The sequence below is a fragment of the Oscillospiraceae bacterium genome, assembly GCA_031265355.1.
GTDB lineage: Bacteria > Bacillota > Clostridia > Oscillospirales > UBA929 > JAIRTA01.
In genome coordinates this window covers 1-7,326 of the sequence record JAISCT010000062.1, presented here as the reverse complement: position 1 = coordinate 7,326, position 7,326 = coordinate 1, and the positions used below count along the sequence as shown (strand labels likewise).

Sequence of the window (7,326 nt, the reverse complement as noted above, 5' to 3'; positions counted from 1 at the left end):
GCCACCACCGTTTTCCCCTTGCCACGACCGTCGGTATACGTGCCGAGCAAAGTTTCCTGCGTCTTAAATCCAAGCGCCGCAAAAATGTGGCACGCCAAGTATTCGTTGACGCAGCCGTTGGTATAGCTCATCATCTTGTTGCGGCGGGACGGGGGCGGGAACTTTAGCATATAGCTTTTCCCGCCGTAGAGGACGTTGATTTTGTTGCCGTTGGCACCGCCGTAGGCTTTGAATTTATTCACCTCGCACGGCGTAAAATCAATCATCTGCGTCCGCCTCAGTTCCGTATAAATATTTCCTCCGCAGATAACCCGCCTGTTCCTCCGTAATGCACCCGCTCCAAAGGTTGGCGTTGATGGCTCCGTACAACTCGTCGCTGAGGCAGTCTAGATGAAGCACCTGGTCTTTTTCCCCCTGCAGATAGTCGGCAATTGCCTTTTGAATCCTGGCCGGGAGATCGGCTTCCAAGTAGGTTTTATCCACCGGTTTGCCATCCGCGGCGCACGGATTCGCCTGGTTATCCAACAACACAAGTTCTTCCGGAGCCATGTCCAACGCCTTTGCGAGCTTGAGCAGCGTGGCCGCGCTGCACCGTTCCCAATGGGTTTTACCGGAGTAAATATCTGCAAGCGTCGCCCAGGGAACGCCGCTGTTTTTAGACAGCTGATAGCGGGAGATTCCCTTCTCCCGCAAACGTTGTTCGAATCTCATTCCGATCACCCGACTATATGATATCGGAGTGCCGATACAATGTCAAGAAAAATCCCATAGCCAAGACATATATACGGCATTATTGAAATCACGGATATAGGCGTTCAAAAATCTTTCTCAGGTCAAGTACAAAACCCTTGGAATCGTTACAATTCCAAGGGCTCAGTCTTGGTGGAGGCGAGGGGAGTTGAACCCCTGTCCGAAAACAGTTCCTCGAAGCTTTCTCCGGGTGCAGACAGTCCTTTGCATTCCCTCGCCGCGCCGCCGACTGTCAAGCTGCGTGGCTTGGTAGCTTCATGTTACCTGCCGCGGGCAAAGCTTACCGCGGTCATGTGCACCACTGCGTCACGCCCACATCCCGGTTCGTGGTCCTCCCGGGCGGGACGGCGGCCTTATTTAGGCCGCGTACGCCAAAGCGTAGTTGTTATCGTTGTTCTTTAATTTATAAGGTCCGCTTTTTACGTGGTTCGGCCCCACGACCCGCTTACTTCGACTGGCCATCCCCGTCGAAACCGGTACGCCCCCTCGTTACGACACGGCGCGCACGCGCTGTGCCGTAGAGATCGAAGATGCCCGACAGACCCTCAGTCCGGCATGGTCTCCGGCGCCGGATATTCTTTCCCGCGCGTGTCCACAGTGACGCTCTTCATCACCTGGTCCTCCGGCGGCGGCCCGCCGTTTGACTCTGTGACCATGTCCGCGATGCGGTGGACCTCGTCGATCCCGGAGACCACACAGCCAAAGGCCGCGTACTGATTGTCCAGGAAGCTCGCGTCCCCGTCACAGATGAAAAACTGGCTGCCGGCGGAGTCCGGATCGGCGCTACGCGCCATCGACAGCACGCCCTCCGTGTGGGAGACGTCGTTGCCCTCAAAACTGTTCGCATCAAACTCGCCCGGGATGCTGTAGCCCGGTCCGCCCATGCCGGTGCCCTCCGGGTCCCCGCCCTGGATCATGAACCCGTCGGCCACGCGGTGGAACTTGAGGCCGTCGTAAAAACCCTGTTGAATGAGCGAGATGAAGTTGTTCACCGTGTTCGGCGCCTTGTCTGGGTAGAGCTCCAGCACGATCTGCGCGCCGTTTTCCATCTCGATCGTCACCAGCGGGTTGTCGGGATTGCTCACTGTGCCTTCCTCCGTACCTTGTAAATTGTCGTCCGACGCGTCGCCGCTGAGGGGTGGGGTCTCGGACGGCGTCGGGGGCAGCGTTGGCGTTGGGGTGCCCTTTGTGCCGGCGCCCGTCGGGGCGCAGCCGGCAAACAGTGCCGCGCACAACACGAGGGCGGTCAGCGCCGCAAACACGCGTCTGTTTCGTCTCATCGGTTTTTCTCCTTTAACAGTTGCTCCATTTCGCGCCGCGCCGCGCGCCCAGCTTCCGCCGCGCGCTTGTCGTGCAACTTTTTCCCTTTGCACAGCGCGATCTCCAGCTTGACACGGGGACCAAGAAAATAGATTTTCAGCGGAATCAGCGCGAAACCCTCCAGTTTGACGCGCGCCTCAAGCCGGCGGATCTCCCGCTTGTGCATGAGCAGCCTCCGGGGCCGCACGGGGTCCACGTTGAATACGTTCCCCTTCTCGTACGGGCTCACATGCAGGCCGCGCACAAACAGCTCCCCGTCTTTTACCACACAGAAGGAATCCTTGAGATTTACCGTGCCCAGACGGATGGATTTGACCTCGGTGCCGCGCAGCTCGACGCCGGCCTCAAAACGTTCCACGATGAAGTAGTCGTGCCGGGCCTTTCGATTTTCCGCCATTTGCTTTTGGACCTGCTCCGGCATAACGCCCTCCCCAAGGGGCCGGCGCGGCCCCGCAGAAACATAAGTCCGTCTGTCGGCCGCGCCTCCGGCGCGGCCGACAGACGGGCCAAAAAACAACCTTAACTTACTCGTTGACCTTGATGACGACACCCGAGCCGACCGTGCGGCCGCCCTCGCGGATGGCGAAGCGGAGCCCCTCTTCGATGGCGATCGGGGTGATGAGCTCGACGTCCATCTCGATGTTGTCGCCCGGCATACACATCTCGACGCCGTCCGGCAGCGTGATGACGCCGGTCACATCGGTGGTGCGGAAGTAGAACTGCGGACGATAGTTGCCGAAGAACGGAGTATGACGGCCGCCCTCTTCTTTGGTCAGCACATACACCTGGCCCTGGAACTTCGTGTGCGGCTTAATGGAACCGGGCTTCGCCAGCACCTGGCCGCGCTCGATGTCTGTCTTCGCGATGCCGCGCAGCAAGCAGCCCGCGTTGTCGCCGGCCTCGACGTAGTCCAATGTCTTGTGGAACATCTCCATGCTCGTAACGACCGTCTTGCGGGTCTCACGGATGCCGACGATCTCGACTTCCTCACCCGGCTTGAGGCTGCCGCGCTCCACGCGGCCGGTGGCCACGGTGCCGCGCCCGGTGATCGTGAAGACATCTTCCACCGGCATCAGGAAAGCCTGGTCGGCCTTGCGCTCGGGGGTCGGGATATATTCGTCCACAGCGTCCATCAGCTCAAGGATGGACTTGTACTCCTCGGCGCTCGCATCGGTGGACGCGCTCTCAAGGGCCACCAGTGCGGACCCGCGGACAATCGGGATGTCGTCGCCAGGGAACTCATACTTGGAAAGCAGCTCACGGATCTCCATCTCGACAAGGTCGAGAAGCTCCGGATCGTCGACTTGGTCGACCTTGTTCATATAGACGACGATATAGGGCACGCCCACCTGACGGGCCAGCACGATGTGCTCACGGGTCTGGGGCATCGGGCCGTCGGCAGCCGACACGACCAAAATCGCGCCGTCCATCTGCGCGGCGCCGGTGATCATGTTCTTGACATAGTCGGCGTGGCCCGGGCAGTCCACGTGGGCATAGTGACGGTTGTCGGTCTCGTACTCCACGTGCGCGGTGTTGATGGTGATGCCGCGCGCCTTCTCCTCCGGCGCCTTGTCGATGGCGTCATACGCCATAAATTCGGCCTTGCCGCCAAAGCCCAGCACCTTCGTGATCGCCGCGGTCAGCGTGGTCTTGCCGTGGTCGACGTGGCCGATCGTGCCGATGTTCACATGCGGCTTGGAGCGTTCAAACTTTTGCTTGCCCATGACTTGGTATCCTCCTTTTTATCTTCCATAATGTTCAGTTCGACTTCAAATCGGGCGGCGCGCCCCGCCTGCGGCGAAGCGGCGGCCTTCACATGCTTTTTGTGGGTACGAAGTTATTGTACAGGGGCCGCGCGGTTTTTGCAAGCCCCAATTTTATAAAGGCACGGATCAACCCCGGCGCTGAGATTCCATGAGCTTTTCCTGGATGTTTTTCGGCAGCTCGACATAGTGGCTGGGTTCCATCGCATACACGCCGCGGCCCTGTGTCCTCGAACGCAGGTCTGTGGCGTAGCCGAACATCTCGGAGAGCGGCACAAAGGCTTCGATCTGCTGCGCCCCAATACGCGCCTCCATACCCTGGATCTGCGCCCGGCGGCCGTTCAAATCGCCGATGACGTCGCCCATGTACTCCTCCGCCACCGTGACCACAACTTTCATGATCGGCTCAAGCAGCACCGGCCCGGCTTTGCGGCAGGCCTCTTTGAAAGCCATGGACGCGGCGATCTTAAACGCCAGTTCCGAGGAGTCCACCTCATGGTAGGAGCCGTCGTAGAGCGTGACCTTTACATCCACCACCGGATAACCGGCCAGCACGCCGGACTGCATCGCACCCTGGACACCTGCGTCGACGGCCGGAATGTATTCCTTTGGAATCGTGCCGCCGATGATCTTGTTGACAAACTCGTAACCCTTGCCGGACTCGTTTGGCTCCACTTTGATCTTGACATGGCCATACTGGCCGCGCCCGCCCGACTGCCGGGCGTACTTGTGGTCCACGTCGGCCGACCCACGGATTGTCTCTTTATAAGCCACCTGGGGCTTACCCACATTGGCCTCCACTTTAAACTCCCGCAACAGGCGGTCGACGATGATTTCGAGGTGGAGTTCGCCCATACCGGCGATGATCGTCTGACCGGTCTCCTCGTCGGTATAGGTCTTAAACGTGGGGTCCTCTTCGGCCAGCTTCATCAGCGCGATGCCCATTTTCTCCTGACCGGCCTTCGTGCGCGGTTCGATGGCCACCCGGATGACCGGCTCGGGAAATTCCATCGACTCCAGCACGACGCGATGCTTGTCGTCGCACAGCGTGTCGCCGGTCGTCGTATTTTTGAGACCCACCGCCGCCGCAATGTCGCCGGCGTAGATCTGTTCCACGTCCTCCCGATGATTCGCGTGCATCAGCAGGATACGCCCGAATCGCTCTCTCGTGCCCTTGGTGGAATTGATGATCGTGGACCCGGACGTAACCGTGCCAGAATACACGCGGAAGAAGCAGAGTTTCCCCACAAAGGGATCCGTCATGATCTTAAAGGCCAGCGCCGAAAACGGCGCCTCGTCGGAGGCCTCGCGGCTCTCCGTCTCGTCGGTATCCGGCTGAACCCCGGTCACGGGGGGGACGTCGAGAGGGGACGGCAGATAGGCCACGATGGCGTCGAGCAGGTTCTGCACGCCCTTGTTGCGGTAAGCGGTGCCGCAGAGCACCGGCACCATCTTGGCGTCGAGCACCGCCCGGCGGATCACTGTTTGGATCTCCTCAAGCGCAATCTCATCGCCCTCAAGATAGCACTCCATGAGGCCGTCGTCAAAGCCCGCGACTTCCTCTATCATCTTCAGGCGGTGCGTCTCCGCCTCCGCCTGAAGCGCCGGTGGGATCTCCTCCTCACGGATGTCCTTGCCCAGTTCGTCGTAGGCGATGTACGCCCGCATGGAGATGAGATCGATGAGGCCCTTAAATTCGGCCTCGGCGCCGATCGGGAGCTGGATGGGGATGGCGTTGCATTTGAGGCGGTCACGCATCATCTCGACCGTACGGTGGAAATCGGCGCCCATGATGTCCATCTTGTTGATGTATGCGAGACGCGGAACCCCGTAGCGGTCGGCTTGCCGCCATACGGTCTCGGACTGCGGCTCCACGCCGCCCTTTGCACAAAACACACACACGGCACCGTCGAGAACACGAAGGCTGCGCTCCACCTCGACGGTGAAGTCCACATGGCCGGGGGTGTCGATGATGTTGATCCGATGATCTTTCCACAAGCAGGTCGTGGCCGCCGAAGTGATCGTGATGCCGCGTTCCTGCTCCTGTTCCATCCAGTCCATGGTGGCGGTGCCCTCATGGACCTCGCCAAGTTTGTAATTGCGGCCCGTATAGAACAGAATTCTCTCCGTGGTGGTTGTCTTCCCCGCGTCGATATGGGCCATGATGCCGATGTTTCGTGTGCGTTCTAGCGGTACCTGGCGTGGCATTGTATTGCTCCTTTCAATTGACAATTGACAGCGGCCATTGTCAATTGCGCAGCCGCCTGTGCGGCGGATAAAATTGATCCGGCAAACGAGGGCCCCGCGGGCCGTTTCGTCACCAGCGATAGTGGGCAAACGCCTTGTTTGCGTCGGCCATCTTGTGCGTGTCCTCACGCTTTTTGACGGCGTTTCCGAGGTTGTTGGCGGCGTCCATGAGTTCACCCGCCAGACGCTCCCGCATGGTCTTCTCCCCGCGGTTGCGGGCGTAGGCCACAAGCCAGCGCAGCCCCAAGGTCTGACGGCGCTCGGGCCGGACCTCCAGCGGCACCTGATAGGTGGCGCCGCCCACGCGGCGGGCCTTGACTTCCAGCGTCGGCATGATGTTTTCCAACGCCTGGGTAAAGACTTCGAGCGGTTCCTTGCCGGTCTTGGTTTTGATGATGTCAAACGCGCCGTACACGACCTTTTGGGCCACGCCCTTCTTCCCGTCCAGCATGATGCCATTGATCAGTTTGGTGACGAGCTTGGAGTTGTACAGCGGATCGGGCAGGACGTCCCGCCTGGGTACGAATCCTCTTCTGGGCACTCAGCTTCCCTCCTTCACAACAATGAATTTCATAGGTACTCGAAAGCATGCCCGCTCCCGTTTGTGCCCCGTTGCCGCATCTATGGGTAACGGGACAAAAACAGTCCCTGTTGTTTCGATCACTTCTTGCCGCTGGCCGCGCCGGGCTTCGGACGTTTGGCGCCGTACTTGGACCGTGCCTGACGGCGTCCATTCACGCCCTGGGTGTCCAGCGTGCCGCGGATCAGATGGTAACGCACGCCCGGGATGTCCTTCACGCGGCCGCCGCGGATCATGACCACGCTGTGCTCCTGCAGGTTGTGCCCCACCCCGGGGATATACGCCGTGACCTCGATGCCGTTCGATAGGCGCACACGGGCAATCTTGCGCAGCGCCGAATTCGGTTTTTTCGGCGTCGCCGTTCTCACCGCGGTGCACACGCCGCGCTTCTGCGGGCTGGAGATGTCGGTCTGGCGCCGTTTCAGGGTGTTGAGCCCCTTTTGCAGCGCGGGGGCCGTCGACTTGTACGTCACTTTTTCCCGTCCGTGGTGCACGAGCTGATTAAAGGTCGGCAAGGGTGTTCCTCCTTTCTGTCCGGGCCTTAGAGTCTGTCGAAAAATAACCTGTACATTTGACTTGCCCTTTTGCACCCCGGCCGCGTTGCCGGAACCCTTGAATACTACAAGTATTCGCGGAACCCGGCGCCTTGCCGGGACACAAAATTGC

Annotated in this window: 8 protein-coding genes and 1 other RNA gene; all 9 read right to left on the bottom strand. The window is 59.9% G+C overall.

Features of this window, described 5'->3' with window-relative positions; genetic code table 11:
- Nucleotides 1-266: CtkA family protein (locus LBK75_09630; protein MDR1158539.1), on the bottom strand; the 266-nt coding region annotated here is incomplete at its 3' end.
- On the bottom strand, nucleotides 259-711 hold the full coding sequence (locus LBK75_09625; protein MDR1158538.1) for a helix-turn-helix transcriptional regulator: 453 nt from the start codon (nucleotides 709-711) through the stop codon (nucleotides 259-261). The genes LBK75_09630 and LBK75_09625, both read right to left, overlap by 8 nt.
- A gap of 169 nt (nucleotides 712-880) precedes the next feature.
- Nucleotides 881-1,236: a transfer-messenger RNA gene (ssrA, locus tag LBK75_09620) on the bottom strand.
- 59 nt (nucleotides 1,237-1,295) lie between these two features.
- Nucleotides 1,296-1,799, bottom strand: coding sequence for a peptidylprolyl isomerase (locus tag LBK75_09615; protein MDR1158537.1), 504 nt, complete (start codon nucleotides 1,797-1,799; stop codon nucleotides 1,296-1,298).
- A gap of 227 nt (nucleotides 1,800-2,026) precedes the next feature.
- Nucleotides 2,027-2,491, bottom strand: a complete 465-nt coding sequence (gene smpB / locus LBK75_09610; protein ID MDR1158536.1) for an SsrA-binding protein SmpB — start codon at nucleotides 2,489-2,491, stop codon at nucleotides 2,027-2,029.
- 103 nt (nucleotides 2,492-2,594) lie between these two features.
- Nucleotides 2,595-3,794: an elongation factor Tu gene (gene tuf / locus LBK75_09605; GenBank protein ID MDR1158535.1), complete on the bottom strand. Its 1,200-nt coding sequence runs from the start codon at nucleotides 3,792-3,794 to the stop codon at nucleotides 2,595-2,597.
- A gap of 168 nt (nucleotides 3,795-3,962) precedes the next feature.
- A complete protein-coding gene (fusA, locus tag LBK75_09600) occupies nucleotides 3,963-6,041 on the bottom strand; it encodes an elongation factor G (protein MDR1158534.1) in 2,079 nt (692 codons plus the stop codon).
- 109 nt (nucleotides 6,042-6,150) lie between these two features.
- Nucleotides 6,151-6,621: a 30S ribosomal protein S7 gene (rpsG, locus tag LBK75_09595; protein MDR1158533.1), complete on the bottom strand. Its 471-nt coding sequence runs from the start codon at nucleotides 6,619-6,621 to the stop codon at nucleotides 6,151-6,153.
- Nucleotides 6,622-6,740: 119 nt separating this feature from the next.
- Complete coding sequence (gene rpsL / locus LBK75_09590) at nucleotides 6,741-7,175, bottom strand: 30S ribosomal protein S12 (protein ID MDR1158532.1); 435 nt, start codon at nucleotides 7,173-7,175, stop codon at nucleotides 6,741-6,743.
- Nucleotides 7,176-7,326: the final 151 nt, after the last annotated feature.